Source organism: Thauera phenolivorans, from assembly GCF_001696715.1.
Classification (GTDB): Bacteria; Pseudomonadota; Gammaproteobacteria; order Burkholderiales; family Rhodocyclaceae; genus Thauera; species Thauera phenolivorans.
In genome coordinates, this window is sequence record NZ_MBFM01000004.1 from 47980 (window position 1) to 74809 (window position 26830).

27 protein-coding genes are annotated in these 26830 nt (G+C 67.6%); 13 read left to right on the forward strand and 14 right to left on the reverse strand.

The annotated features are described in order from the left end of the window. Positions 1–278 precede the first annotated feature (278 nt). From BB334_RS10140 to BB334_RS10175, 8 genes are all read right to left on the reverse strand, one after another. On the reverse strand, positions 279–1355 hold the full coding sequence (locus BB334_RS10140; RefSeq protein ID WP_158014394.1) for a phage major capsid protein: 1077 nt from the start codon (positions 1353–1355) through the stop codon (positions 279–281). A gap of 593 nt (positions 1356–1948) precedes the next feature. Continuing rightward, positions 1949–3922 (reverse strand): AAA family ATPase, encoded by a 1974-nt coding sequence (locus BB334_RS10145; RefSeq protein WP_068808114.1) that lies wholly within the window; start codon positions 3920–3922, stop codon positions 1949–1951. A gap of 8 nt (positions 3923–3930) precedes the next feature. Continuing rightward, positions 3931–4356 carry a hypothetical protein gene (locus BB334_RS10150; RefSeq protein WP_068808117.1) on the reverse strand — a complete coding sequence of 142 codons (426 nt, stop codon included), beginning with the start codon at positions 4354–4356 and terminating at the stop codon, positions 3931–3933. Then, positions 4353–4817 carry a hypothetical protein gene (locus BB334_RS10155; RefSeq protein ID WP_068808119.1) on the reverse strand — a complete coding sequence of 155 codons (465 nt, stop codon included), beginning with the start codon at positions 4815–4817 and terminating at the stop codon, positions 4353–4355. Before BB334_RS10155 ends, BB334_RS10150 begins: the two co-directional genes overlap by 4 nt. Next, positions 4814–5050: a hypothetical protein gene (locus BB334_RS10160; protein ID WP_068808121.1), complete on the reverse strand. Its 237-nt coding sequence runs from the start codon at positions 5048–5050 to the stop codon at positions 4814–4816. Before BB334_RS10160 ends, BB334_RS10155 begins: the two co-directional genes overlap by 4 nt. Positions 5051–5145: 95 nt before the next feature. Next, entirely contained in the window at positions 5146–5766 is a 621-nt protein-coding gene (locus BB334_RS10165; protein ID WP_068808122.1) for a hypothetical protein, read from the reverse strand. Between the two features lie 100 nt (positions 5767–5866). Further along, complete coding sequence (locus BB334_RS10170; protein ID WP_068808125.1) at positions 5867–7249, reverse strand: tyrosine-type recombinase/integrase; 1383 nt, start codon at positions 7247–7249, stop codon at positions 5867–5869. A gap of 317 nt (positions 7250–7566) precedes the next feature. Next, positions 7567–8547, reverse strand: a complete 981-nt coding sequence (locus tag BB334_RS10175) for a glucokinase (RefSeq protein WP_068808128.1) — start codon at positions 8545–8547, stop codon at positions 7567–7569. Positions 8548–8695: 148 nt separating this feature from the next. Between BB334_RS10175 and BB334_RS10180 the strand changes: the two genes are divergently transcribed. The 9 genes from BB334_RS10180 to BB334_RS10220 all read left to right on the forward strand — a co-directional run bounded on the left by BB334_RS10180 (position 8696) and on the right by BB334_RS10220 (position 17016). Then, positions 8696–9373 carry a zinc ribbon domain-containing protein gene (locus tag BB334_RS10180; RefSeq protein ID WP_068808131.1) on the forward strand — a complete coding sequence of 226 codons (678 nt, stop codon included), beginning with the start codon at positions 8696–8698 and terminating at the stop codon, positions 9371–9373. 18 nt (positions 9374–9391) lie between these two features. Then, positions 9392–10441 carry a TAXI family TRAP transporter solute-binding subunit gene (locus BB334_RS10185; RefSeq protein ID WP_068808133.1) on the forward strand — a complete coding sequence of 350 codons (1050 nt, stop codon included), beginning with the start codon at positions 9392–9394 and terminating at the stop codon, positions 10439–10441. 51 nt (positions 10442–10492) lie between these two features. Then, positions 10493–11437: an aldo/keto reductase gene (locus BB334_RS10190; protein ID WP_198531225.1), complete on the forward strand. Its 945-nt coding sequence runs from the start codon at positions 10493–10495 to the stop codon at positions 11435–11437. Beyond that, positions 11437–12105 (forward strand): DUF6064 family protein, encoded by a 669-nt coding sequence (locus BB334_RS10195; protein WP_068808136.1) that lies wholly within the window; start codon positions 11437–11439, stop codon positions 12103–12105. The genes BB334_RS10190 and BB334_RS10195 overlap by 1 nt, the downstream gene beginning before the upstream one ends. 210 nt (positions 12106–12315) lie before the next feature. Further along, on the forward strand, positions 12316–13083 hold the full coding sequence (locus BB334_RS10200) for an ABC transporter ATP-binding protein (protein ID WP_068808139.1): 768 nt from the start codon (positions 12316–12318) through the stop codon (positions 13081–13083). Positions 13084–13100: 17 nt separating this feature from the next. Next, positions 13101–13823, forward strand: coding sequence for an ABC transporter ATP-binding protein (locus BB334_RS10205; RefSeq protein WP_068808142.1), 723 nt, complete (start codon positions 13101–13103; stop codon positions 13821–13823). A gap of 35 nt (positions 13824–13858) precedes the next feature. Beyond that, complete coding sequence (locus BB334_RS10210) at positions 13859–15073, forward strand: ABC transporter substrate-binding protein (protein WP_068808145.1); 1215 nt, start codon at positions 13859–13861, stop codon at positions 15071–15073. Positions 15074–15157: 84 nt separating this feature from the next. After that, a complete protein-coding gene (locus BB334_RS10215; RefSeq protein WP_068808148.1) occupies positions 15158–16042 on the forward strand; it encodes a branched-chain amino acid ABC transporter permease in 885 nt (294 codons plus the stop codon). Between the two features lie 20 nt (positions 16043–16062). Further along, positions 16063–17016, forward strand: coding sequence for a branched-chain amino acid ABC transporter permease (locus BB334_RS10220; RefSeq protein ID WP_068808152.1), 954 nt, complete (start codon positions 16063–16065; stop codon positions 17014–17016). Positions 17017–17028: 12 nt separating this feature from the next. On the opposite strand, the gene BB334_RS10225 is transcribed toward BB334_RS10220, so the two are convergent. From BB334_RS10225 to ffh, 6 genes are all read right to left on the reverse strand, one after another. Continuing rightward, entirely contained in the window at positions 17029–17811 is a 783-nt protein-coding gene (locus BB334_RS10225; protein WP_068808155.1) for a DUF2189 domain-containing protein, read from the reverse strand. Between the two features lie 79 nt (positions 17812–17890). Further along, on the reverse strand, positions 17891–18277 hold the full coding sequence (gloA, locus tag BB334_RS10230; protein ID WP_068808158.1) for a lactoylglutathione lyase: 387 nt from the start codon (positions 18275–18277) through the stop codon (positions 17891–17893). A 4-nt stretch (positions 18278–18281) separates the two neighbouring features. Further along, positions 18282–19073, reverse strand: a complete 792-nt coding sequence (locus BB334_RS10235; protein WP_232756711.1) for a M48 family metallopeptidase — start codon at positions 19071–19073, stop codon at positions 18282–18284. Then, complete coding sequence (locus BB334_RS10240; protein ID WP_068808161.1) at positions 19055–19804, reverse strand: competence/damage-inducible protein A; 750 nt, start codon at positions 19802–19804, stop codon at positions 19055–19057. The genes BB334_RS10235 and BB334_RS10240 overlap by 19 nt, the downstream gene beginning before the upstream one ends. Beyond that, entirely contained in the window at positions 19801–20583 is a 783-nt protein-coding gene (locus tag BB334_RS10245; protein ID WP_068808164.1) for an EI24 domain-containing protein, read from the reverse strand. The genes BB334_RS10240 and BB334_RS10245 overlap by 4 nt, the downstream gene beginning before the upstream one ends. 5 nt (positions 20584–20588) lie before the next feature. Next, a complete protein-coding gene (ffh, locus tag BB334_RS10250) occupies positions 20589–21959 on the reverse strand; it encodes a signal recognition particle protein (protein ID WP_068808166.1) in 1371 nt (456 codons plus the stop codon). A 50-nt stretch (positions 21960–22009) separates the two neighbouring features. Here ffh and BB334_RS10255 point away from each other — a divergent pair, with 50 nt between their 5' ends. From BB334_RS10255 to BB334_RS10270, 4 genes are all read left to right on the forward strand, one after another. Further along, positions 22010–22837 carry a cytochrome C assembly family protein gene (locus tag BB334_RS10255; protein ID WP_068808168.1) on the forward strand — a complete coding sequence of 276 codons (828 nt, stop codon included), beginning with the start codon at positions 22010–22012 and terminating at the stop codon, positions 22835–22837. Between the two features lie 88 nt (positions 22838–22925). Next, a complete protein-coding gene (gene pilB / locus BB334_RS10260) occupies positions 22926–24644 on the forward strand; it encodes a type IV-A pilus assembly ATPase PilB (protein ID WP_068808170.1) in 1719 nt (572 codons plus the stop codon). A 19-nt stretch (positions 24645–24663) separates the two neighbouring features. Then, the gene (locus tag BB334_RS10265; protein WP_068808172.1) at positions 24664–25893 is read left to right on the forward strand and encodes a type II secretion system F family protein; all 1230 of its coding nucleotides are present in this window, start codon (positions 24664–24666) and stop codon (positions 25891–25893) included. A 55-nt stretch (positions 25894–25948) separates the two neighbouring features. Continuing rightward, a complete protein-coding gene (locus tag BB334_RS10270; RefSeq protein ID WP_068808174.1) occupies positions 25949–26800 on the forward strand; it encodes a prepilin peptidase in 852 nt (283 codons plus the stop codon). The last annotated feature ends 30 nt before the right edge of the window (positions 26801–26830 follow it).

The window sequence follows — 26830 nt, forward strand, 5'->3', positions numbered from 1 at the left end:
CGGCCTGTCTCAGGCTGCTCTAGGGGCTTTCCGCAGACTCTGCAATTCTCCGGCATCGTCGGGTTCCTCCGAGCATGTGACCGTTTTTGGATGCGTTTATGGTTGAAAGGCTTACCGGACGGTTCCCAGTGGGGTCGCCCTCCATTCTGGAATGGCCCCTTGGGGTGTGAAGGTGTCGGCCACGCACTCACCACAAATGCTGCCGACGGTCGATTTATTGCGATGGCTCGACGGGCCACTTTCAGGGGTGAAACCTAACCCCCGCAATTCTTTGTCGCTTAGCTCACGACCAGCGCAGAACCCGCAGTGCGGAAAATCGGAATCACGCGAAGTTCGCCCAAAACCGTCACGAGGTTCTTGGTGAAATCGTCGCCGCTGTAGCCGACCTCGATGCTGAAACCATCGGCCACGATAAGCTCGCAATGGCTCGAATCCAGCACCATCGCTGAACCGGCTGTCACGCTGGGACTCAGCACCACACGCAAGCCGCGCAGGTTCGGCTCAATCGCGCCCAGGTAGCTGCCGCTCAAATAGTGGTCATTCAAGGTGCCGGTTGCCGTGCAAATGCCCAGCCACGCCGCCGGACTCATGCAAACCACATCGGGCACAAAGCCATCGCCCTGCATGTCAGCCGCTGCGGCGGAAATGCTGTCAACCAATGCGGGGTAAGTGCTCGTGCTGAATCCCGTCGCCAGCGCGCCGAACCCAGCCCATGCGGGCGTGATGTTGCCGTCAAACAGCGCTGCATCAAGGGCGCTGCCAACGCTGCGCATCAAGGTGATATTGACGGCGCGCTTCAGTTCCTCGCTGTCTGCCAGGGCTTGTTTCGACATCTTGCAGTAACCCGCAATCGTCAACGCGCTTTGCGTGATGATGGTGTGGTCAGGACGGATTGCAGCCTTCGCAGCGCCTTCGCCAGCTTGAACCGCTGCCGCGCCTTGCGTGCCGGTAAACCGCGAATACTCAACAACTGAAGTGCTTGCCACGCGGCGCGATGGCATGGCGTTTTGCAGGCCAATGATGCCGCCTTCAATGGCACCCACGCCGCCCGCGATGATGCTGCGGCCCGATGCGGTGCTCACAGGGTCGGCGGCGGCTTTGATTTCCAGGCGCAGGGATTTGGTTTTGCCGAACAGCTCGCGGTTGGCTTCGAACTGCGTCGCCACCTGCGCCCCGAGATTGTCAGCAGTGCCGCCGGGCATGGACTTCATGGTGACGCCGCCTTGCGCGAGGTCGGTCAGTGCCGCGTCAATCTTTGCGTCTTGCTCTGCCTTGGCAGCTTTGATTTCTGCGGAGAGCTTGGATTGCAGGGCCTTGATGCCCTCCTGGACTTCTTGAATAACGGTGGTGGACATGATGATGCCTTTCAAATGTTGGATGAATCGCCTAATCCATCGCATCGCAAGCATCACGCAGGTGTCAGCAATTGGGTGTCTTTTCGCTGGCAGGGTCAGAATCGCTCTGTTGTCCAGCCCGAGAAAATCACTCGGCGCCTGCCGGATGTTTTTGCATCGCGGCATTGGCCGCGAGTTTAACACATAGGATAAAAAGCGCCCGCGTTTAAAGGTTTTTCACCAGTTCGCGCAGGCCACCAGCGGCCGGGCGGTTTGGGTTCGTCGTGCGCGGGCGGCGTTGCATGCTTGGTGCGCTTCGTCGGCAAGGCGTGCCACTGCCTCGGGGCTCACGCCAAATTCAGCGGCGGCCACGGTTGAAGCTCGCGCCAGGGGGTGCCCTTCCTCCAGCAGAAGGCGGGCGGCTTGCACTGCTCGGAAAAGGCTCAGGCTCATCGTTCAGGGCTCCAGAAAAGGGGGGCGGTTTGGCTCTCTGCTGCGGTCTGTCGGGTTCCCGTTTTTTCCTTCCCGCTGTTCCCGCCCCCATAAAGGGGGCGCGGGAAAAACGGGAAACCCCGGCGCTCCTGTTTTTTCCCGTTTCGGGAATTTCGGGAAAGTCACGGAAGCCACAACCAGCCCTCCTGGTGCTTCAGGTTTCCCCGGCCCACCAGTCCGGTAACGGCTTGTTGTGCGCGTTCCCGGCGGCGCTTCTGCTCGCACGGAAGCGCAGCGGCGGCGGCGGTTACTGCGGCCTCCAGTTCGATGCAGGGGCGGCCGGGCGGGGCCGATGCCTTCCCATAGGCGCGCACGTCCTTCAGCGCGGCGGCGATGGCGTCATATGCCAGCCGTTGATTACCTCCACCGGGCAGGGCGGCGCGGCGGATGCCTTCGGCGGGGCGCTCCGTCGGCTCGATTGCGCACGATGTAAGCGGCTCTCCGTCGCTGTCGGTGCCAAGTTCCACCACGTCGAGGCGGAAGGGGTGCGCGTCTCCGTCTGCACCGTCCTTGCTCTTGGCGGTTCGCCATTCCCGGCGGTCGTCGTTGCGGCTCACCTCGATTACGGCATCAAGCGCACCCAATAGGCTTGAATGGCCTCGCATGCCTCGGGTCTGGTCCTTCCCCGAGTGATGTACGGCAAGCACCAGCCCGCCAAGCTCGGTTTGCAGGGCTTTCAGGCCGGCGATTACTTCGCCCATGTCGGCGCTCGTGTTCTCGTCCATTCCCGGCGCGGAAGCGGCCAGGGTGTCGATACACAGCACGCCACCGGCCAGCCCGGCGGCCTTTGCGGCTCGCACGATGTCGGCGCGGTCTGTCGGCTTGCGCACGTCGAGGGGCGCGGCAAGGAAGCGCATGCGTTCTGCTCCACCGTGTCGGGTCTGGTGCGCTTGCACTCGTTGCGCAATGCCGGCTTCGCCCTCAAGGGCGATGTACAGCACAGGCGCGGACTGCACTCGATAGCCAAACCACGGCCGGCCGGTCGCAATGGCGGCAAGCACGTCGAGGGCTAGGAAGCTCTTACCGGAACCGGGCGGGCCGTAGATTGCGGCGATGCCCTCTTGTGGCAGCACACCACGCACGCGCCAGCGCACAGGCGGAAGGGCGGCGAGTTCGTCGGCGGTCATCAGGCGGAACCGTTGCGGCGGCGCTTTCGGGTTGCGCAGCAGTTCGGCCAGGGCGTCGAGGCCGTCCCTCTGATGCATGTCGTTCGCGTCGAAGTTCTGCGGACTGTCGGCGGGCATTTCCACCCAGGTGCATTCAATATCCCTTGCGATGCGTGCGCAGTGGTCCTCCTTGCCGGCGTCGGCAATCAGCACCAGCCGGGCGGCCGGATAGCGGGCCTGAAACGCGCGGGCTACCTGCTCCATGCGGCCGGCACCGAAGGCCACCACGGCAGGCATGCCGGCGGCGGCGTTGCAGCTCCATGCCTGCCCGATGCCCTCGCACACGGCGATGCTCGGCCCTTCGCCCGGCGGCGTGATTCGCCCCACCACGAAAGCACCGGCCACCGGGCGGCCGGGCGCGTTCAGCTTCTTGCCCTCGCTCGGGATGAACTGCACCGTTTGCAGCTTGCCGGCCATGTCATAAGCCGGAACCATCAGCGCACCGTCGAGGGCTTGCCCGGCGATGCGCTCCGGGCCTCGATACACGCGCAGGCCGGCGGGGTTGCCTTCCTTCTTGATGATGTACGGGTGCGCCTCTGTCGCAGGCTCTCCGGCCTTCCATGCGCTTTCCACATCGAAGGGCGGGCGCTTGCCTTGCTCGGGGCGCTGCGGGGCTTGTGCGGGCTTCTGGCGCGTCTGGTGCGGTCGGTGTTGCGGGCCGTTGTGTTCCTGCCAGCCGGCCGCCTTCGCCATTGAAAAGAGGGTGCCGGCTTGAATGCCTCCGTCCTCCTTGATGCTTCTCCACACTGCGGCGCAATCAGCCTTCCCGGCGTAGTTCCCGGCGGTCGCGCTCCACTGCTCGAAGTCATCGAATTGCAGGCCGGCGGCCTTCGCTGCCATTGCGGCGCGCACCCATTCAGCGCGCTCCGCTCCGGCGTCGAGGATCCACAAGGCGCGGCGTGCGCGTTCGGGGTCGTGTCCGTTGTGCATGCCGGGCCTCACTGCCAGCCGGCAAGGGTTGCGGCCACAGCCAGAAGCGCCAGCCAGCCGGCCAGCTCGGGGGCGATGAATCCGCCTTGCTTGCGCCTTTCGAGGGCGGCAGCGGTTGCGGGGACCTGCCGGTCGAGGCTGTATTCCGCAATCAGCGGGCGGCAGCGCGGATGCGCGATAAGGCGCGAGCGGATGCCCCATCCGTCATCCTTCAGGCTCTTGATGTGCGCGGCCAATCTCCAGCCGGGCCGGTAGTCGGCTTGATTCAGCGGGCCTGCAATCAGGGCTTGCAGTGCGTCGGCTTTGCGGGTGCCCTCGGTCGGCCAGATAGCGGGCGTTGCAGCGGGCAGGCTGTCCGGGAAAAGGTCCGGCGCGGTATCATTGCGGCGCTTGTCCAGGGCGCTCGCTTCCTTCGGGGGGCGGGCGTTTTTCATTGCTGCGCCTCCTTGTATTCGCGGACTGCCTCGGCAATCGCACTGCCCGGCGCACTCCCGATGCACTCGGGCTCCAGTGAGCGCAGCAGGCGCGGGGTCAGGTACTCGGCTACAGCAGCGGCGGCGGATTGCTTGTCCTGCCCGAAAATCTGCGTCAGGCGCGCGGCCAGCCGGGCGGAAGCGTCGGTAATGCTGTCGGACTGGTACAGATCGGATAGCGCGTCCTCGGCAATGCCGCGCGCATTTGCTGCCTGGATTGCGCCGGCCTGCTGATGGCACTCCGTCTGGTCGGCGGCCTCGCGCAGCTTGTCGGCCATTTCGCGCAGGGCGCGGGCGTCTGTGCGGGCTCGCACAACGAAGCCAAGGGGGTCGTTGACCAGCAGCATGCCGGCGGCCGGGTCGGCTTGAAGGGCGCCCACCGGGCCGAGGCTGGCAATCGTGATGAGGGCGGGCGCGTTCATGCTGCCACCTCCTCGCCAGCGGCCAGCCGTTCGATTTGGTCAGCAGGCCACGCCAGGAAGCGATTAGCCAGCTTCAGCGGGCGAACGTTGCAGTAATGCCCATCGCGGCAAAGGGCGGCGCGCAGGGTTTGCGGGCGGATGTGAAGGGCGGCGGCGGCCTGCTCGGTCGAAAGGGTGCGGGCGGCGAGCGGCGCATCATTGCGCCATGCGGTCGGGATGGTTTGGGCTTGCATCGCGGGGGCTCCGTCGAGTGTTGACGGTGCCCATTACATGCAATGGAATGCCCCCGGTCGCCAGTTTGCAAAAACGAGGGCGAAAGTCTGCAAAGTCAGATTCGCGGCCAGTTCATCCGAAGGGCCTTGCGGAAGGGCTTTTGCTGGCGCTCATGCTCGTTGAATAGGTCGGTCGCCTTGCGCTGGCAAATCGGCAAGCGCAGTTCCTCGCGCGCTCGCTTGATGCAGGCGTCTTTGCTCAGGTGCGGTTCCTTGGCGTGAATATCCCAAACGCGCACGGCAAGGCTAACCGCTTGCGAGTGGGTGCGGCGCACGTTCTGGCCTCGCTTCCCGGCGGGCATTCGGCGCGCAACGCCGAAAGCGTCATCAAGCGTTACCGGCTCGGCTTCAAAGCGTCTGATGCGCTCCTGAAACCCGGTTGCGCACCAGTACGGAAGCGGCAGATTCTGGCGCGCACACTCCCGGATTGCCCACAGAATCGCGGAACTGTCGCCGGCCTCGTATTTCAGCCGATACACCTCCAGCAGTTCATGCACATCTAGCAGTGACTGCATATGCAAGGCGTCGCCATCCGGCCGCCATGACCAGCGGATGCCGGTTCGGAATCCATGCGCACAGTCTCCCCATGCCTGCTCGATGCGGGCTAGCTGTTCCTCGTCCTCGCTCGGTCGCATGTCGGGCGGCGCAAGCTCAAATGCCTTTCTGAAAGGGTTCATTTCTCGCGCTCCTTCGATGCGCTCCTTCGTTTGGGTGCCGCGCCAGCCGGGTGAAGGTCTCCCGGTTTTCTCCCCGTCGGGATAGGCGCGGCATGCTCGGTCAGGCCACGCGCAGCGCGGGGGCGGCCTCTTGCTCGGTCGGCTGTTCGATGCCGGCTTCGCTCAGAATCCAGGCTTCAATCTTCGTGTGCCACTGGCGCAGCAGGTCGATAGGGCGGACTCGGTAATGCTTTTCAGCGGTCGCGCTCGGCTTGTGCCCTTGGATTTGCGCCACGATGCCGGCGGGCACTTCGCACCACTCGGACAGGCTGCCGAAACTGCGGCGCAGGCCGTGAATCGTGATGTTCGGCAAGCCGGCATCCCTCAAGGCGCGGTTGTGCGCAATGCGCGGCTCTTGCAGGTAGCCAGAAGCGGCGGTCTTGCTGGCGAATACCCACGGCGAAGGCTCCCAGGCGTCGAGGTCGTTTTTGATGCGCTTGCCGTGAAGGATGCGGAACTCAGCCGGCCGGGTGTCGTTGCGGCGCTTCAGGTCGCGCAGCAGGCCGGAAACATAGGGCGTTAGCGGAATGGTGCGCTCGCCTTCCACCTTGTCGCGGATGATGATTTTGTTCCAGCGAAAATCCACGTCCTCCCATCGCATTTCGGCCACTTCTTCCCGGCGTGCGCCAGTCAGCAGGGCCACTTGCAGATAAGCGGCCTGCACCGGGTTGGTGATGGCGCGCACTTGCTCGAACCAAGGGCGCAGCATTTCGCGTTCTAGGGCGTCTCGCTTGGCTTGGCGCTTGGGCAGTTCCTCGCGCACTGCCTTCGATGCGCAGGCGTCGGCGTGAATCTGCTTCTGGTACTCGGGGCGGTCGGCGCACCAGTTCAGGAAGCCACGCAGCAGGCGGAAGGCCAGCGCGGCTTGCGTCGGGCGCTTGGCGGCTTCGTCCTTCAGCCAGGATTGCACGCGGGCGGCGTCGATTTTCGCCAGCGGCAGCACCAGCAGCGGGCGCAGCAGGCCGGGCTGTGTCTTGCCGTCCTCGGTCGTCTTGCGGCCTCGGGTGATGGTCTCGCCTCCCTCTTTGCTCAGGGTGACGTGATTCCGGTAACTGGTTTCGCCCCACTTCGGCCGGCGGGCCTCAAGGTAGGTTGCCCAGGCTTCCAGGGCGGGCGCTTCGATGCGGCGGGCTTCCTCGCGCTTGGCCTCGCTGGCGGCGATGCGTTCGGCCTTCTCTTGGCGCGGGTCGGTGCCCTGGTCGACAAGGGTTTGCAGGCGGCGCGCTTCGGTGCGGGCGTCGTCAATTCCCCATGCGCGGGAATCCCCGATGGTGACGCGAAAATCCTTGTTGTTCAGCTTGCCTTGATAGACGAAGGCTTTCGCGCCAGCGGTCGCACGCAGGGCAAGGCCGGGCGCTTCGGAATCCCACAAAAAGGCTTGGGCCTTGCCGGTCGGGCAGGCGAAGTCACGGATGCGGCCGGCGGTCAGTTTGGTGCGTGCCATGTTCTCGGTCTCCCTTGCAGTCGCTTACATCGGGGTTCCATGTAAGCGCTATGTAAGTGGATTCTAGAATATGGCTCAACATCAAGCAATGCAGAGAATCGCCTTTTCCCTTGCTTTTCCGTCGTTTAGCGTTTTGTCTGCATACTGCTCAACGTCGAAAAAGGGGCTTTCCCTCGGACTCATAATCCTTTGGTTGCGGGTTCGAATCCCGCAGGGCCCACCAGCAGAACCAAGCACTTGCGCCAGTCCTTCGGGGCTGGCGTTTTTCTTTTCGGGCGATGCGGAGCACGGCCCTTCTCCTCCGCCGAGCCGCAGGCTCAGGGCTCACCGTGCCGCTCCAGGGCCCGCGCCGCACCGATCAACGCCGCATGCGGCGCGCGGATCACCCAGGTCGGGATCGCGGCGAGATAGCCGCTGAAACGGCCCTTGCTCTCGAAGCGCGCGCGGAAGCCCGAGCGCACGAAGAAGTCCCCCAGCTTGGGCACGATGCCGCCACCGATGTAGATGCCGCCGCGCGCGCCGAGGGTGAGGGCGAGATCGGCGGCCACGGTGCCGAGCATCGCGCAGAAGCTCCCGAGCGCTGCGACGCACAGGGGGCAAGTGCCCGCCAGCGCGCGCGCGCTCACTTCGGCCGGGGTGAGCGCCTCGCCCACTTCACCACGCAGCGCGGCGTGCGCCTCGTACAGTGCCAGCAGCCCCGGGCCGGACAATGCGCGCTCGGCGGAAACGTGCGGGTATCGCGTCGCGAGCCGCGCGAGCAGGGCCGCCTCGCCGGCGTCGCTCGCCGGCAGGGTGACGTGGCCGCCCTCGGCCTCGAGCGCGACGTAGTCATCGCCGCAGGGGATCAGGCCCGACACGCCGAGGCCGGTGCCGGCACCGAGCAGACCGATCGCCCGGCCCGCAACAGGCCTGCCGCCGCCGACCGCGAGCAGGTCCTCGCCCGCCAGCGCGGGCAGCGAGAGGGCGAGCGCGGTGAAGTCATTCACGACCTCGAGCCGCTCGAAGCGCAGTGTCTGACGCAGCCCGCGGATCGAGAACACCCAGTCGAGATTGGTCATCCGCACATCGTCACCGGTGACCGGGGTGGCGATGCCGAAGGCGCACCAGCGTGGCCGCGCCCCGGGCAAAGCCTCGAGATAGTGCGCGATGGCCTCGGCCGGCCCGGCGAAGTCGCCGCTCCGCAGCGTGCGTGTCGCCTCGGGGGCGGCACCCGGCGCGGTGACGAGGGCGAAACGCGCATGCGTTCCACCAATGTCGCCGACCAGGTGCGGATAGGTATGAAGGGATGGAGCACTCATCTCGCGACCTCGTAATCCTCCGCTGCCCGCCCGGGAGCCCGAACCGGCGCTCGTTCACGCCAGTTTCGCCCCGGCTCCGTGCACTCTTTTACAGATTGGACCGAATTGTGCTTGAATGATTTGACACTCCTCGGATCCCGGGCCCGCCATGGCGACGACGCGCTGCACCTTCTGCCAGCACGACAACCCCGACGATGCACAATTCTGCAACGCGTGCGGCTCATCGTTGAAGCTGCAGCTCTGCGAGGGCTGCGGCGCGATCAACGACATCACCGCGCCGGCGTGTCACAAGTGCGGGAAGCCGTTTCCGCAGGTGGTTGCGAATGCCGCGCCCGGGACGAATGGCGACCCCGAGCAGGTCCCGGCGGGCGAGACACCCGCCGCCCTTCCCCCGGGGCGCTCGGCGCCGCAGGTCGACGTACGCACCACGCTCATCGGGCTGGTCGTGCTCGCGCTGCTGGCAGCGCTGGCCTACCTCGCCCTGCGCCCCGCCGACGAGCCTGCGCCCCCGCCCGCTGCCGCCGGCACCGTCGCCCCGGCCGCCCCGGCCGCCGTTTCCAGCGTGCCCGATGCGCGTGAGACGGCACCGGAGCCGCCGGTCGAGCCCGTGGTCGAGCCCGTGGTCGAGCCACCGCCTCAGCCCGCGCTCGACCGCGCCGACGAGGCCGTAGCGGGCGAGGCCGCAGCGGCGCAGGAAGAGGCGTCTGCTCCGCCAGCGGACCCGGCGCTCAACGCCGTCGTCCCCACGGCGCCGCCCCCGAAATCCACCACCGCCTGCGAGCCGGCGCTGGATGCGCTCGGACTGTGCGATCACCCCCAACGATAGGCAAAGGAGAACATCGGCATGCGGCGACTGGTAACGGGCATTCTCACCTGCGTGACGCTCCTGCTGCCCACGGCGGCGCAGCCTGCCGCGGAGTACAAGATCGTGACCGCCTCCGAGCGCGGCACCTACATCCAGATCGGGCGCGATCTCGGCAAGTTCGTCGCCCCCCAGGCCGACATCGCGCTCCAGGTCCTGCCCTCCGCCGGGTCGGCGGAAAACGTGCGCCGCCTGCGCTACGAGCCGGGAGTGAAGTTCGCCCTCGTCCAGTCCGACGTCTATCAGGCCTTCCTCGACCAGGCCGACGAGGGCAATGCCGAGGCGGCGCGCATGCTGCGGCCGCTGCGGGTGATCACCCCGCTCTATGACGAGGAGATTTACTTCATCGCCCGCGCCGATGCGCCGATCGAGTTCGTGCACCAGATCGCCGACACGCGCATCAACGTCGGGCCGCTCGGCAGCGGCACCGCGCTGTCCGCCACCACGCTGTACCGGCTCATGTTCGGCGCCCCCATCGCGGACGATAAGACGAGCCACCTGACGAACGAGGATGCCCTCGTGCGCCTGCTCACCGACAACAGCCTGGACGTCGTCGTCGTCGTCGCCGGCCAGCCCGCCCGGCTGCTCGCCGAAATGAAGCCCGAGGCGCGCCAATACATCAAGCTGCTCAAGTTCGACCCCGAGCACGCCAGCAGCCAGGCGGCCCTCCGCACCTATTTCCCGGCGCGGATCCGGGCAGGCAGCTACCCCAACCTGCTCGCGACCGACCTCGACGGCATCGCGGTACGGGCCTTCCTCGTCACCTACGATTACACGACGCCCAGGACCATTCGCCATCTCGCCGCCTTCGCGCGCGCCTTGTGCGAGGGCATGCCGCGCCTGCAGGCCGAGGGCCATCCGAAATGGAAGGAGGTGAGCCTGTCGCTGCCCGCCCTCGGCAAGGGCTGGGCCTATTCGAGCGCGACCGAAGCACAGATCCGCAGCTGCATGCAGGGCGCCCCTGCGACGCCGTCACCGCCCAAGCGCGCGGACTGCACCCAGCAGGAACGCATCCTCGGTCTGTGCGAATGACCCCGGCGAGCGCAGACCGCCCCGACGCGCGTGCCTGAGCGGAGCGCAGTGATGAGCGCCGCGATGAGCGCCGCATCGCGCCGACGCCTGTTGCAGGCGCTGCTCGCGGGCACGGCCGCGCTCGCCTTGCCGGCCACCGCCCGCGCAACCGGCGCCGCCCTCGCGGGCGCGCCACTGACGCGACCGATCCCCTCCTCCGGCGAGCAGCTGCCGCTCGTCGGCCTGGGCAGCTGGATCACCTTCAACGTCGGCAACGATCCGGTGGCGCGCGCCGGCTGCGCCGAGGTGATGCGCAACTTCTTCGCCGCCGGCGGACGGCTGATCGACTCCTCGCCGATGTACGGCTCCTCGCAGGCGGTGATCGGCGAGGGCCTCGCCCGCCTCGGGCTGCCGCCGCAGGCGTTCGCCGCCGACAAGGTGTGGATCTACGGTGGCCCCCGCGGCCGCACACAGATCGAGGCATCGCGCGAGGCCTGGGGCGTGCCGCGCTTCGACCTGCTGCAGGTGCATAACCTGCTGTCGTGGGAGGCCCACCTCGAGACCCTGTTCGGGATGAAGGCGGCCGGCGAGCTCCGCTACGTCGGCATCACCACCTCGGAGGGCCGGCGCCACGCCGACTTCGAGCGCATCATGCGCAGCCAGCCGCTCGACTTCGTGCAGTTCAGCTACAACGTCCTCGATCGTGAGGTGGAACGCCGGCTGCTGCCGCTCGCGCGCGAGCGCGGCATCGCGGTGCTCGCCAACCGCCCCTTCCGCCAGGGCGCGCTGACCACCGCGCTCGCCCGCCAGCCGCTGCCGCCGTGGACGGCGGAGCTCGGCTGTCGCAGCTGGGCGCAGCTGCTGCTCAAGTTCATCGTTTCCCACCCGGCGGTCACCGCCGCGATCCCCGCGACCCGTCGCGTGGATCACGTGCTCGAGAACATGGCGGCCGCACATGGCCCCATGCCCGACGAGGCGATGCGCCGGCGCATGATCGCCGAGGTCGAAGCGCGCTGATGGCCGATTGGTGGAGCTACACCCTGGCGGACTTCGCGCTGTACTCGCCCGCCACCTACCGCCGCATGCTCGAGCTCTACAACGTCGCGATCTGGCCGGCGCAGCCCTTCGCCCTGGCGCTCGGCGGGCTCGTCCCGCTGCTGGCGGCGAGGCCCGGCGGCGCCGGACGCATCGCCACCGTGCTGCTCGCGCTCGCCTGGCTATGGACCGGCTGGGTCTTCCATCTCGGCCACTACGCCGCGATCAACTGGGCGGCAAACGGCTTCGCTGCCGCCTTCCTGCTGCAGGGCGCGCTGCTGCTGGCATTAGGCGCCGCGGGCGGCGTTCTGGCGGCGGCGCACACGCCCACCGCGCGGTCGCGCGCCGGCCTCGGCCTGTTTCTGTTCGCGCTCCTCGCCTATCCCTTCGTCGGCCTCCCCGGCGGTGGTGGCTGGCGCGAAGCGGAAATCCTCGGGCTCTTTCCCGACCCCACCGCACTCGCCACCCTCGGCCTGTTGCTGATGGCTCGCCGCGCCCCGCTCCCCTTGCTCGCCGTGCCGCTCGCCTGGTGCGCGCTCGCCGGCGCCACGCTCTGGGAGCTCGACCCCGCGCGCGCCTGGCTGCTGCCGGCGGCGGCGATCGCCGTGCTCGGCCTGCGCCCCTGGCGCGACGCCGCACATCGACCGTAAAGGGAAGGTCGATGACCGGGAGAGATCCTCCGCATCTCCGACGCACGCCGCGCGTCAGCACGTCTTCATAGTCGCCCGTGCTGCCCACAACGGGCAGCCGTCATCGATCGGGGAGGGTTTTCCGCAATACTGCGCACCGCGGGGGACGGCAACAATCGTCCCTGACTCCCGCAGCGAGTCTCCGAACCTTCACCCCGGCAGGAAGCGACCATGAGCGAGTTCGTCCTCGAAACGGCGGGCCTCACCAAGGAATTCAAGGGCTTCGTCGCAGTCTCCGACGTCAACCTCAAGGTGCGCCGCGGCACCATCCATGCGCTGATCGGCCCCAACGGTGCGGGCAAGACCACGGTCTTCAACCTGCTCACCAAATTCCTCACCCCGAGCGCCGGCACGATTCACTTCGAGGGCCGCGACATCACCCACGAGGCGCCCGCGCTCACCGCGCGCCGCGGCATGGTGCGCTCCTTCCAGATCTCGGCCACCTTCCCCAATCTCACCGCGCTCGAGAACGTGCGCATCGGCCTCCAGCGCAGGCTCGGCAAGCATTTCCACTTCTGGCGTTCGACGAAGTCGCTCGCCGCGCTCGACGACCAGGCGATGGCCCTGCTCGAGTCGGTCGATCTGGCGCAGTTCGCCCACACGGTCACCGCCGAGATGCCCTACGGCCGCAAGCGCGCGCTCGAGTTCGCCACCACGCTCGCGCTCGAGCCGAGCATGATGCTGCTCGACGAGCCGACCCAGGGCATGGGACACGAGGACATCGGCCGCGTGGTCGAGGTCATCCGCAAGGCCGCTGCCAACCGCACCATCCTGATGGTCGAACACAATCTGTCGGTGGTCGCCGACCTGTGCGACCGCATCACCGTGCTCACCCGCGGCAGCATCCTCGCCGAGGGCGACTACGCCGAGGTGTCGAAGAACCCGAAGGTGCTCGAGGCCTACGTCGGCTCCGAGGACATGAGCGACGCCCACCACTGAGCCGGAGCCGCCCCACAATGACCAGCGCCTTCCAGCCCCGCCCCGAGATGCTGCGCCTGCAGGACCTGCACGCCTTCTACGGCGAGTCCCACATCCTGCACGGCATCGACCTGCGGGTGATGCGGGGCGAATGCGTCACCCTGCTCGGCCGCAACGGCGCCGGCCGCTCGACCACGCTGAAGGCCATCCTCGGCCTGGTGGGCCGGCGCACCGGTTCGGTCATGGTCAATGGCAAGGAAGTCATCGGCGAACCGACCCACCGCATGGCGCAGCACGGCATCGGCTACGTGCCCGAGGAGCGCGCGATCTTCGCCTCCCTCAGCGCCGAGGAGAACCTGCTGCTGCCGCCCCAGGTGTCGAGCGGCGGGCTGTCGGTCGACGAGATCTACGCGATGTTTCCCAACCTGCACGAGCGCCGCGCCAGCCCCGGCTCGAAGCTCTCGGGCGGCGAGCAGCAGATGCTGGCGATGGCGCGCGTACTGCGCACCGGGGCGCGCCTGCTCCTGCTCGACGAGATCACCGAGGGCCTCGCGCCGGTGATCGTCAGGAAGCTCGGCGAGGTCATCGTCGAGCTGAAGTCGCGCGGCTTCACGATCGTGATGGTGGAGCAGAACTTCCGCTTCGCCGCACCGCTCGCCGACCGGCACTACGTGCTCGAGCACGGCGAGATCATCGCCACCATTCCGGCCGAGGAACTCCCCGGGCGGATGGCGTGGCTGCATCAGACGCTCGGGGTCTGACCCGCGCGAGCAGAACCATACCAACGGAGACAACGATGCACGTTCGCAAACTGCTCACCCTCGCCTGCACCGCAGCCTTCGCCGCCTTCGCCGGCGGCGCGCACGCACAGATCTCGGGCGACACGGTCAAGGTCGGCGTCCTCACCGACATGTCGGGCACCTACTCCGACCTCGCCGGCGCCGGTGCGGTGCTCGCCACCCAGATGGCGATCGACGACTTCGTCGCCGCCGAGAAGCCCGACTTCAAGGTCGAGCTGGTCTCCGCCGACCACCAGAACAAGGCCGACATCGCCTCCAACAAGGCGCGCGAGTGGTTCGAGCGCGAGGGCGTCGACACCGTCACCGAGCTGGTGTCGACCACGACCGCGCTGGCGGTGATGAAGGTGGCCAAGGAAATGAACCGGATCACGCTGATGAGCGGCCCGGGGTCGACGCCGATCACCAACGAACAGTGCACCGACCTCAACGTGCACTACACCTACGACACCTACGCGCTCGCCAACGGCACCGCCAAGGCGGTGACCCAGCAGGGTGGCGACAGCTGGTTCTTCCTCACTGCCGACTACGCCTTCGGCCAGGCGCTCGAGAAGGACTCCTCCTCGGTCGTGACCGCCACCGGCGGCAAGGTGCTCGGCTCGGTGCGCCACCCCTTCCCCGCCTCCGACTTCTCCTCCTTCCTGCTTCAGGCACAGGCCTCGGGCGCCAAGATCATCGGCCTGGCCAACGCCGGCGCCGACACCACCAACGCGATCAAGCAGGCGGCCGAGTTCGGCATCACGCCCAAGCAGCAGCTCGCCGGCCTGCTGATGTTCATCTCCGACGTGCATTCGCTCGGCCTCAAGAACACCCAGGGCATGTACCTCACCACCGGCTTCTACTGGGACCTCAATGAAGACACCCGCGCCTGGTCGCAGCGCTACTTCGAAAAGCAGAAGCGGATGCCGACGATGGTGCAGGCCGGTCAATACTCGTCGGTCATGCACTACCTGAAGGCGGTGAAGGCGGCGGGCACCGATGAGGCGGGCAAGGTCATGGCGCAGATGAAGTCGACCCCGATCAACGACTTCTTCGCCACCAACGGCCGCATCCGCGACGACGGCCGCATGGTGCACGACATGTACCTCGCGCAGGTGAAGTCGCCGGCGGAATCGAAGGGTCCGTGGGACTACTACCACATCCGCCAGACCATCCCGGCGGACGAGGCCTTCCAGCCGCTGTCCGAGTCGCGCTGCCCGCTGGTGAAGAAGTGATGCCCGCCGGCGTCCGCCCGGCCTGATCCGATCCACCACGACGCGCCGGGGACGACACACCGTCCCCGGCGCGGGAGCCGCGCCATGGAAATCTTCGGGGTACCGAGCGCGCTGTTCGGCAGCCAGCTGCTGATCGGCCTGATCAACGGTTCCTTCTACGCCATTCTGAGCCTCGGCCTGGCGATCATCTTCGGCCTGCTCAACATCATCAACTTCGCCCACGGCGCCCAGTACATGATGGGCGCCTTCGTCGCCTGGATCGCGCTCACCCGCTTCGGCATCAACTACTGGGCCGCGCTGCTGCTGTCGCCGCTGCTGATCGGCCTGCTCGGCGTCGTCCTCGAACGGACCATGCTGCGCAAGCTGTACAAGCTCGACCATCTCTACGGCCTGTTGCTGACCTTCGGCCTGGCGCTGATCTTCGAGGGCCTGTTCCGCGACCAGTACGGCATCTCCGGTCAGAGCTACGACGTGCCCGAGCTGCTGCAGGGCGGCATCAACCTCGGCTTCATGTTCCTGCCGATCTACCGCGCCTGGGTGGTGGTCGCCGCGCTCACGGTGTGCTTCGGCACCTGGTTCATGATCGAGAAGACCAAGCTCGGCGCCTACCTGCGCGCGGGCACCGAGAACCCGCAGATCGTCCAGGCGCTCGGCATCAACGTGCCGCTGCTGATCACCTTCACCTACGGCTACGGCGTGGCGCTCGCCGCCTTCGCCGGAGTGCTCGCCGCCCCGATCTACCAGGTCAGCCCGATGATGGGCTCGAACCTCATCATCGTCGTCTTCGCGGTGGTCGTCATCGGCGGCATGGGTTCGATCATGGGTTCGATCGTCACCGGCCTCGGCCTCGGCCTGATCGAGGGCCTGACCCGGGTCTTCTACCCCGAGGCCTCCGCGGTCGTCGTCTTCGTCATCATGGTGATCGTGCTGCTGGTCCGGCCCGCCGGATTGTTCGGCAGGACCGCCTGAGCGCGCACAAGGAAGCCAACATGCAGAGCAACATGTCCGCGCTCGAGCGCGCCACCCCGCTGATCTTCATCGTCCTGTTCGTGATCGGGCTGGCCGCGCCTTTCTTCATCTATCCGACCTTCCTGATGAAGATCCTGTGCTTCGGCCTGTTCGCCTGCGCCTTCAACCTGCTGCTCGGCTACGTCGGCCTGCTCTCCTTCGGCCACGCCGCCTTCCTCGGCACCGCCGGTTACGTGTGCGGCTGGATGGTGCGCGATCTCGGGCTGACGCCGGAGCTCGGCATCCTCGCCGGTACGCTCGCGGCGGGCGCGCTCGGCTGGATCTTCGGCACGCTCGCGATCCGCCGCACCGGGATCTACTTCGCGATGATCACCCTGGCACTGGCGCAGATGGTCTATTTCCTCGCCCTGCAGATCAAGGCCACCGGCGGCGAGGACGGCCTGCAGGGGGTGCCGCGCGGCCACCTCTTCGGCCTCATCGACCTGTCGGACAACATCGCCATGTACTACCTGGTGTTCGCGGTGTTCTGCATCGGCTTCTTCATCATCTACCGCACCATCCACTCGCCCTTCGGCCAGATCCTGAAGGCGATCCGCGAGAACGAGCCGCGCGCGATCTCGCTCGGCTACGACGTGGCGAAGTTCAAGCTGCTCGCCTTCGTCATCTCGGCCTCCCTCGCAGGCACCGCCGGCGCCACCAAGACCCTCGTGTTCCAGCTCGCGTCGCTCACCGACGTGCACTGGCACACGTCGGGCGAGGTGGTGCTGATGACCCTGCTCGGCGGCCTCGGCACCGTCCTCGGCCCGCTCGTGGGCGCGGCCACCATCGTCAGCCTGCAGAGCGAGCTGGCCGACACGGTGGGTTCCTGGGTGACGGTGATCATGGGCGCGATCTTCGTCGCCTGCGTGCTCGCCTTCCGCCGCGGCATCGTCGGCGAGATCATGGCCCTGGTACGCCGCGCCGGCATCCGCTGAGCGCGGCGGGGTTCAGCCCGGGAACAGCCGCCGGTAGAGGGCGCGACCGGTGTAGGCCGCCACCGGCAGGCTCACCACCAGCAGCGGCAGCAGCAGCGCGCTGACGATGATCGCCACCGCCATCGCGAGCGCCCAGCTCATCACCACCGGGAAGCGGGTGAACACCGTGCGCACGCTGGCCGCCACGCCCGACACCAGGGTCGCGCGTCCGTCGTAGATGAGCGGGATCGAGAAGGCCGAGACGGTGAAGATGATGAAGGCCAGCACCGCCCCCATGATCGAGCTGAAGAAGGTGAAGCGCGCGATGTCGGTGTCGAAGGCGAAGAGGCGGCCGAACCCGCTCGGCACCTGCCCCACCATGAAGCCGTAGAGCGTGCCCGCATCGGTCATCCAGATCAGGAACAGCAGCGCGCAGACGAAGGACACGACCCAGCCGCCGCGCGGCATGCGCGCGAAGCCGGCGCGAATGTCGGCGAAGCCCGGCCGCCCGCCCTGACGATGGCGATCATCGATCGCGAAGAAACCCGCCAGCAATGCCGGCGCCAGCAGCATGAAGCCGCCTGCCAGCGACAGGCTCAACGGCGCAAGCGACATCAGCTCGAGGGCCACGAACAGGATCAGGCCGAGCAGCGCGAAGATCGCGGCGAATGCCATGCTGAGGCCGCGCACCGCGCGGAACACCGCGACACCCTCGGCGAACGCCGCAGCGAGGTCGCACATCCGGATCGGCGCCGGGCGCAGCGCGCCTGCTTCGGGTGCGGACTGCGGGCCTGGATCGGCAGGAGAAGTCGGCATGGCGGGCCTCCGCGCGCGGGGAAAATGCCTCGATTCTCGATCCGTGCGCGGCGCCGCGCCTTGATTCGAATCAGGCGGCTCAGGTCTTCGCCTGGATCAGCTCCACCTTGTAGCCGTCCGGATCCTCGACGAAGGCGATCACCGTGGTTCCGTGCTTCATCGGGCCGGCCTCGCGCACCACCTTGCCACCGCGGGCGCGGATATCGTCACAGGCCTTGTAGGCGTCGTCCACCTCGAGCGCGATGTGCCCATAGGCGGTGCCGAGCTCGTACTTGTCCACGCCCCAGTTGTAGGTCAGCTCGATCACCGCGCCCTCGGTCTCGTCCTGGTAGCCGACGAAGGCCAGGGTGAACTTGCCGTCCGGGTAGTCGTGGCGGCGCAGCAGGCGCATGCCGAGCACCTCGGTGTAGAAGGCGAGCGAACGATCGAGATCGCCGACGCGCAGCATCGTGTGCAGGATTCGCATCTTGTCAGTCCTCTTGTGGCGTGAATGAAGTTGCGGCAGCGCCGCCGATCAGCGGCAGTCCGGCGGCTGCCTTGCGCAGCGCGGCGCGGGCGCCCCGCCATTGCGGGTAGAGACGCTCGACGACCGCCCAGAAACGCGGCGAATGGTTCATCTCGAGCAGATGGGCGACCTCGTGCGCGACCACGTAGTCGATCAGCGCCGGCTCGAGGTGCACCAGGCGCCAGTGCAGGCGGATGCCGCTCGCGCGGCTGCAGCTGCCCCAGCGGGTGCGCGCGCTGGTCAGTCGCACCGGCGGCGGGGCAAGCTGGAGCCGTCCGCAGTAGTGCTCGACGCGGCCGCGGTACCAGGCGAGCGCCCTCGCCTTCAGCGCGCGCTCGAGCGCGCGACCGCGATCGACATGTGCGGGCAACACGAGCGCCTCGCCGCCGTCGGCGGCCGCGGTCCAGTGCGTCGCACGGCAGGCGGCGACCCGCAGGCGGACCTCGCCACCGAACAGCGGCAGGCGGGCACCCTCGGCAGGCTCGAAGATCGCCGGTCGGGGCGCGCGCTCGCGCGCCTCGAGGCGGTCGAGCAGCCAGCGGCCGTGGCCGCGGACGAAACGCTCGACCGCGCCAAGCGGCGTGCCGTGCGGCACCGCCACGCGGGCACCGCGATGATCCACCTGCAGGGCGAAGGAGCGCCGCGCGGAGCGGCGCAGCGTCAGCGGCACCGCGGTGCCATCGATGACGATGGTGTGAGGCTGTTCGGATGCGGCGGCGCGTGCGCGCGCGACCCGGCTCAGGCCTTGGCGGTCCACTCGAGCCCGCGGCGGTCGAGGTCGGCCTGTATGCGCGCCATCGCGGCAGCCACCAGCGCAGCCGGCCCCTTCATGCCGAGCTCGAGCGAACGGCGCTGGCCCTCGTCGGCGATGGTCGGCAGGCTGAACAGGGTGGCTTGCGGGAAGTCGGCGGTGATCTCGCGCATCAACCCGATCAACTGGCCTTCGTAGCAGTCCCACACCGTCACCGCGCGCTCGACGTAGTCCTCGGCGTGATGCAGGTGGGCGTAGTGGGTGTCGAGCACCCACGCCATCATCGGCCACGACATCACCGGGAAGCCCGGCGCGAAGTAATGGCCGTTGATCGAGAAGCCGGGAATGCGGTTGAAGGGGTTGGGAATGATCGCGCTGCCCACCGGAAACTCGCCCATCTGCAGCCGCTCGGGGGTGACCTCGTCGCCGAAACGGGCGCGAATCTCGGCCTCCGCCTCGGGATGCAGCGCCAGCTCGAGGCCGAGCGCGGCGGCGACGGCCTCACGGGTGCGGTCGTCGGGGGTGGCGCCGATGCCGCCGAAGCTCAGCACCACGTCGCCGCTGGCGAAGCTCTGTTTCAGCGTCTCGGTGAGCATGCCGAGCTCGTCGCCGGCATAGCGCGCCCACGACAGCTTGAGGCCGCGCGCGCCGAGCAGCTCGATCACCTTGCTCAGGTGCTTGTCCTGGCGACGGCCGGAGAGGATCTCGTCGCCGATGATGAGGGCCCCGAATTTCATGCGCTGTTCCGTGGCAGGGAGGGCGGCGCCGGCTCGGCGTCGAGGATGCTCACACCGCGCGTGCCGCGATCGCGGCGCAGCGCCTCGAGCAGGTAGTGTACGAAAGCGAGTCCGGCGAAGGCGGGCGCCACCAGGTTGAGGAAGGGCACGTAGGCGAGCATCGCCGAGCCGCCGCCGAGCACCATCATCGGCATCCGCTGCTCCTCGCGCATGCGCTCCATCTCCTGCTTGTCGGCGTGCAGCATGAGCGCGTCGTAGCCGAAGGCGCGCTGGTTGAGCCAGCCGGTCAGCAGCACCGGCGCCACCAGGCCGACGCCCGGGATCAGCCAGAAGGGCAGCGACAGCAGCAGCCCGCCGAGGAACTGCAGCGAGGCGAGCACCGCGTTCCAGGCGCTGCCCATGTTCGAGCCGCCGCGGCGCTGCTCGAGATCGGCGTAGTCGCGCCGGCCGACGCGCTCGAGCATCAGCGGCAGCGCGATCGTCGCCACCAGCAGCGCCGCGGTGACGTAGATCAGCGGCACGAACACCAGCACCACCGAGACCTTGATCAGCACCAGCACCACTGCGGCGACCATCTCGGAGGCCTGCAGCCAGCCGCCGACCCAGGCCCAGCCCTCGATCCAGCTCATGAGACCGGTGGTCAGCGGACCCCAGGACATGATGCCGATGCCGATCCACAGCGCGGTCGCCAGCACGCCGGGCCAGACCAGGTGGAAGAAGATGTCGCGCCGCCCCAGGCTCTTGAGGGCGCGCCCGAAGGCCACGAAGATTTCACGCATCGAACTCACCTCGGCATGCCCGGCAGGCCACCCGGCAGCATGCCCTTCATGCTGCGCATCATCTTGGCCATCCCGCCCTTGGAGAACTGCTTCATCATCTTCTGCGTCTGCTCGAACTGGTTGAGCAGACGGTTGACCTCCTGCACCGTCACCCCGGCGCCGGCGGCGATGCGGCGCTTGCGGCTGGCCTTGAGGAGCTCCGGCTTCGCGCGCTCGAGCGGGGTCATCGAGTTGATGATGCCCTCGATGCGGCCGATCGACTTCTCCTCCGCGCCGCCCTGCAGCTTGCCGGCGGCCTGGGCGAACTGGGCCGGCAGCTTGTCGAGCATCGAGGACAGGCCGCCCATCTTGCGCATCTGGGCGATCTGCTCCTTGAAGTCGTTGAGGTCGAAGCCCTTGCCGGTCTTCAGCTTGTCGGCGAAGGCGCGCGCCTTGTCCTCGTCGACGCCGCGCCGTGCCTCCTCGACCAGGCCGAGGATGTCGCCCATGCCGAGGATGCGGCTCGCCATGCGGTCGGGGTGGAAGGGCTCGAGGCCGCTGAGCTTTTCGCCGACGCCGGCGTACTTCAGCGGCTTGCCGGTGACGTGGCGGACCGACAGCGCCGCGCCGCCGCGCGAGTCGCCGTCGAGCTTGGTCAGCACCACGCCGGTGAGCGGCAGCGCGTCGTTGAAGGCGCGCGCGGTGTTGACCGCGTCCTGGCCGAGCATGGCGTCGACCACGAACAGGGTCTCGATCGGCTTGACCGCGGCGTGCAGGGCCTTGATCTCCGCCATCATCGCCTCGTCGATCGCGAGCCGGCCGGCGGTATCGACGAGCAGCACGTCGAGGTGGTGCTTGCGCGCGAAATCCACCGCGGCGAGCGCGATGTCGACCGGCTTCTGCTCGATGGTAGAGGGGAAGAACTCGACCCCCGCCTGCGCCGCCACCGTCTTCAGCTGCTCGATCGCCGCCGGGCGGTAGATGTCGGTCGACACCACCAGCACCTTCTTCTTGTGCCCCTCCTTCAGCAGCTTGGCGAGCTTGCCGGTGGTGGTGGTCTTGCCCGCACCCTGCAGGCCGGCCATCAGCACCACCGCGGGCGGCTGGGTGGCGAGGTTGAGGCCCTCGTGGGCGGTGCCCATCAGCGCCTTGAGCTCGTCGTGCACCACCCCGACCAGGGCCTGGCCCGGGGTCAGCGAGCCGCTCACTTCCTGGCCGACCGCCTTCTCCTTGACCTTGGCGATGAAGTCCTTCACCACCGGCAGGGCGACGTCGGCCTCGAGCAGGGCCATGCGCACCTCGCGCATCGCTTCCTGGATGTTTTCCTCGGTCAGGCGGGCCTGGCCGCGCAACGTCTTGACGACTTTTGACAGGCGCTGGGTGAGATTGTCGAGCATGTTCGCGGGGACCTTCGGAGGGTAAGACTTGGAGTAAACTCTAGGGCTCTATGCAGACGATTCTACTTCATCTCGTTCCCGCCACGCTGTATGCCTGGCTCGGGCTGGTCTTCTGGCGCAACTGCTGGGTCGCCGAAGACGGCCGGCCGCGTAGCTGCCTGCCGCGTCGCGATCGCCTGGTGCTGCTGTTCGCGATCGTGGTCCATGGCGTGGCCCTGCAGGGTGCGCTGTTCCCGAGCGGTCACGAGATGCGCTTCGGCTTCGGCGTGTCGGTGTCGCTGATGGTGTGGCTGGCGATCTGCTTCTACTGGATCGAGACCCTCTACACCCGGCTCGACGGCCTGCACGGCCTGGCGATGCCCGCCGGTGCGGTCGCGGTGCTGATCCCGCTGGTGTTTCCCGGCGAGCACGTCCTCGCCAACGCCGGCTCGCCCGCCTTCCGCGTGCATTTCGTCATCGCCATGCTCGCCTACAGCCTGTTCACGCTCGCGGTGCTGCACGCGATGCTGATGGCCGTGGCCGGGCGCCAGCTGCACAACGCCCGCTTCAATCGCGCGCTCGCCTCGCTGCCGCCGCTGCTGACCATGGAGGCGCTGCTGTTCCGCCTGATCGGGATCGCCTTCGTGCTGCTCACGCTGACCCTGATCACCGGGGTGCTGTTCTCCGAGAGCCTGTTCGGCGAGGCGTTCCGCGGCGACCACAAGACGATCTTCGCCTTCATCTCCTGGTTCCTGTTCGGCGCCCTGCTGCTCGGCCGCCGGCTGTGGGGCTGGCGCGGCCGCAAGGCGGTGCGCTGGACGCTGGCCGGCTTCGTCGCGCTGATGCTCGCCTACGTCGGCAGCCGTTTCGTCGTCGAGGTCATCCTGCACCGCATCTGAGACATGGTTCGCGCCTGAGCGCGGAACATTTCTTTACAATCCGGGACTCGCCGGCGATCATCCGCCGAACGCCATCAGAGACCAGGAAATGGCCGCAGATACCCCGATTGCATTGAACGGTCTTGCCCGGGCACTGATCCAGCAAGGCCGCCTCACCGAAGCCGATGTCATCTCCTGCAGCGCCGCCAAGGCGGGCTCCGCGAGCGGCTCGCTGCTGCAGGAGCTCGCCGAACGCAAGCTGATGAGCCTGCGCGAGGCCGCCCGCTTCGCCGCCCAGACCTTCGGCTATCCGCTGCTCGACCTCGCGGCGATCGAGAAGCAGCAGATCCCGCGCGACGCGGTCGATCGCAAGCTGATCCAGAAGCACCAGGTGGTGCCGCTCGCGCGCCGCCAGAACCGTCTCACCCTGGCGGTGGCCGATCCCTCCAACATGCGCGCGCTCGACGAGATCCGCTTCCAGACCGGCGCCCAGCTCGATCTGGTGGTGGTCGAGGCGGACAAGCTGCTGCGCCTGGTCGAGACCCTGTCCGAAACCGCCGAGGACGCCCTGCGCGGCCTCACCGGCGAAGACTTCGACATGGAGCTGCTCGACCAGGAAGCGCCCGGCGAAGCCTCCGGCGACGAGGCCAACGCCGACGTCGACGACACCCCGGTGGTGCGCTTCATCCAGAAGGTGCTGGTCGACGCGATCAACGAGGGCGCCTCCGACATCCACTTCGAGCCCTACGAGAAGTACTACCGCATCCGCGTGCGCACCGACGGCGTGCTGCGCGAGATCGCCCAGCCGCCGCTGATGCTCAAGGAGCGCATGGCCGCGCGGATCAAGATCATCTCCCGCCTCGACATCTCGGAAAAGCGCGTACCCCAGGACGGGCGCATGAAGCTGACGCTGTCCAAGACGAAGGCGATCGACTTCCGCGTGTCGACCCTGCCGACCCTGCATGGCGAGAAGATCGTGATGCGGATCCTCGACCCGAGCTCGGCGATGCTCGGCGTCGATGCGCTCGGCTACGAGCCGGATCAGAAAAAGGCCCTGCTCGCGGCGATCGACCGCCCCTACGGCATGATCCTGGTTACCGGCCCGACCGGTTCGGGCAAGACGGTGTCGCTGTACACCTGCCTCAACATGCTCAACAAGGCGGGGGTCAACATCTCCACCGCCGAGGACCCGGCCGAAATCAACCTCGCCGGCATCAACCAGGTCAACGTCAACGAAAAGGCCGGGCTGACCTTCGCCACCGCGCTGCGCGCCTTCCTGCGCCAGGATCCGGACGTGATCATGGTGGGCGAGATCCGCGACCTCGAGACCGCCGAGATCTCGGTCAAGGCGGCGCAGACCGGTCACCTCGTGCTCTCCACGCTGCACACCAACGACGCCCCCGGCACCCTCGAGCGCCTGCGCAACATGGGAGTCGCGCCCTTCAATATCGCCTCATCAGTGATCATGATCACGGCGCAGCGCCTGGCACGTCGCTTATGCTCCTGCAAGCAGCCGGTGGACATCCCGGTGGAGGCCCTGCTCCACGCCGGCTTCCGCGCCGACGAGCTCGACGGCAGCTGGCAGCCCTTCGGCCCGGTCGGCTGCGAGCGCTGCAAGGGCAGCGGCTACAAGGGGCGCGTCGGCATCTATCAGGTGATGCCGATCAGCGAGGAAATGACCCACATCATCATGACCAACGGCAACTCGCTGGACATCGCCGCGCAGGCCGAACGCGAAGGCGTGCGCGACCTGCGCCAGTCCGGGCTGCTGAAGGTGCGCCAGGGCGTGACCTCGCTCGAGGAAGTGCTGGCGACGACGAACGAATAAGGCAACGGAAACCCGACAGATGGCGACTGCGACCCGCACGATGCGCAACATCGGCCCGAAGGAGGAGTTGTTCTCCTGGGAGGGCAAGGACAAGACCGGCAAGATCATGCGCGGCGAGATGCGGGCCACCGGCGACACCGTGGTACAGGCCACGCTGCGCCGCCAGGGCGTGCTCGTCACCCGCATCAAGAAGCAGAAGATGGCGCGCGGCGGACGCATCGGCGAAAAGGACATCGCGCTGTTCACCCGCCAGCTGGCGACGATGATGAAGTCCGGCGTGCCGCTGCTGCAGGCCTTCGACATCGGCATCAAGGGTTCGCCCAACCCGGCGCTGTCGCGCCTGCTCAACGACGTGCGCAACGACGTCGAGACCGGCTCCAGCCTGGCGCAGGCCTTCAGCAAGCACCCGGTCCATTTCGACAAGCTGTTCTGCAACCTGGTGCACGCCGGCGAACAGGCGGGCATCCTCGACAACCTGCTCGACCGCATCGCGACCTACAAGGAAAAGATCCTCGCGATCAAGAGCAAGATCAAGTCGGCGCTGTTCTACCCGGCCGCGGTGATCGTGGTCGCCGCGCTGGTGATCTCGGTGATGATGCTGTTCGTGATTCCCGAGTTCAAGAACGTGTTCACCAGCTTCGGCGCCGACCTGCCCGCGCCCACGCTGATGGTGATCGCGATGTCGGACTTCTTCGTCGACTACTGGTACATCCTGCTCGGCACCGTCATCGGCACCATCGTCGGCATCTCCTACATGTACAAGCGCTCGGAGAAGATGCAGATCCTGGTCGACCGCGCGGTGCTCAAGCTGCCGGTGGTCGGCGACATCATCATGAAGGCGACGGTGGCGCGCTGGGCGCGCACGCTGTCGACCATGTTCGCCGCCGGCGTGCCGCTGGTCGAGGCGCTCGACTCGGTGGGCGGCGCCTCGGGCAACTATGTGTACCTCAAGGCCACGCGGCAGATCCAGAACGAGATCAGCGGCGGCACCAGCCTCACCGTGGCGATGCAGAACGCGAGCGTGTTCCCGACCATGGTGGTGCAGATGGTGTCGATCGGCGAGGAGTCCGGCCAGCTCGACTCGATGCTCTCGAAGTCGGCCGACTTCTACGAGCAGGAGGTCGATGACGCGGTCGGCGGCCTGTCGCAGCTGCTCGAGCCGATCATCATGGTCTTCCTCGGCACCGTGATCGGTGGCCTGGTGGTCGCGATGTACCTGCCCATCTTCAAGCTCGGCTCGGTGGTCTGAGTCTCTTCCCCTTCCCTGCCCGGCCGCGCCGCGGCCGGGCCCTGTGCGCCCGTCCATGACCGATCTCCTGCGCGACCCGCTCGCCTTCACCGTCCTCGCGTCGCTGCTCGGCCTGTTCGTCGGCAGCTTCCTCAACGTCGTCATCCATCGCCTGCCCAGGATGATGGAGCGCGAATGGCACGCGCAGGCCGCCGAACTGCGCGGCGAGCCGCTGCCCGAGGCGCCGCGCTTCAACCTCGCCACGCCGCGCTCGCGCTGCCCGCACTGCGGCCACGTGATCACCGCGCTCGAGAACATCCCGGTGGTGAGCTACCTGGTGCTGCGCGGGCGCTGCCGCCACTGCAGCGCGCCGATCGGACGCCGCTACCCGGTGGTCGAGCTGCTCACCGCCGCGCTCTCGGGCTATGCCGCCTGGCACTTCGGCTTCGGCCTCGCCGCCGCCGGCGCCCTGCTGTTCATCTGGGCGGTGGTGGCGCTGACCTTCATCGACCTCGACACCCAGCTGCTGCCCGACGACCTCACCCTGCCGCTGCTCTGGCTCGGACTGCTGTTCAACCTCGGCGCCACCTTCACCGACCTGCCCTCGGCGGTGATCGGCGCGGTCGCCGGCTATCTCGCGCTGTGGTCGGTGTTCTGGCTGTTCAAGCTCGCCACCGGCAAGGAGGGCATGGGCTACGGCGACTTCAAGCTGCTCGCGGCGATCGGCGCCTGGCTCGGCTGGCAGATGCTGCCGCTGACCATCCTGCTCTCCTCGCTGGTGGGCGCGGTCACCGGGATCGCGCTGATCGTGCTCGGCCGCCACGGCCGCAACGTGCCGATCCCCTTCGGCCCCTACCTCGCCGCCGCCGGCATCATTGCCCTGTTCTGGGGCGAGTGGATCACCAGCCGCTACCTCGGCATGCTCTGAGGGCGAAGGGCGCGCCGCCCTTGAAACCCG